The sequence below is a fragment of the Escherichia sp. KCJ4928 genome, assembly GCF_004352695.1.
Taxonomy (GTDB): domain Bacteria; phylum Pseudomonadota; class Gammaproteobacteria; order Enterobacterales; family Enterobacteriaceae; genus ECMA0423.
In genome coordinates this window covers 1-255 of the sequence record NZ_SJWV01000816.1, presented here as the reverse complement: position 1 = coordinate 255, position 255 = coordinate 1, and the positions used below count along the sequence as shown (strand labels likewise).

1 protein-coding gene is annotated in these 255 nt (G+C 54.5%); it reads left to right on the top strand.

Annotated features, from left to right (window positions below):
* Nucleotides 1–255, top strand: a 255-nt coding sequence (locus tag E0D98_RS26915; RefSeq protein WP_131891721.1) for a hypothetical protein, incomplete at both ends; no start/stop codon positions are given.

The following is a 255-nucleotide window of genomic DNA, read 5'->3' as shown; positions in this document are numbered from 1 at the left end:
TAACCGTGTCTCCCTGGCTGCCGGAAATAACCTGAATATCGGTACGCTGACAGAAAGCAACCGTGAAACACACCTGAAACAGGAGAAAAAATCCGGGCTGATGAGCTCCGGAGGTGTGGGATTCAGCGTGGGCAGCCAGAGTCTGAAAGTCACGGACACCGCAACAGACACCACACAGAAAGGCAGCACGGTGGGGAGTGTTCACGGTGATGTTTCCCTTCAGGCAGGTAACCGGTTGACCGTCAACAGCTCTGA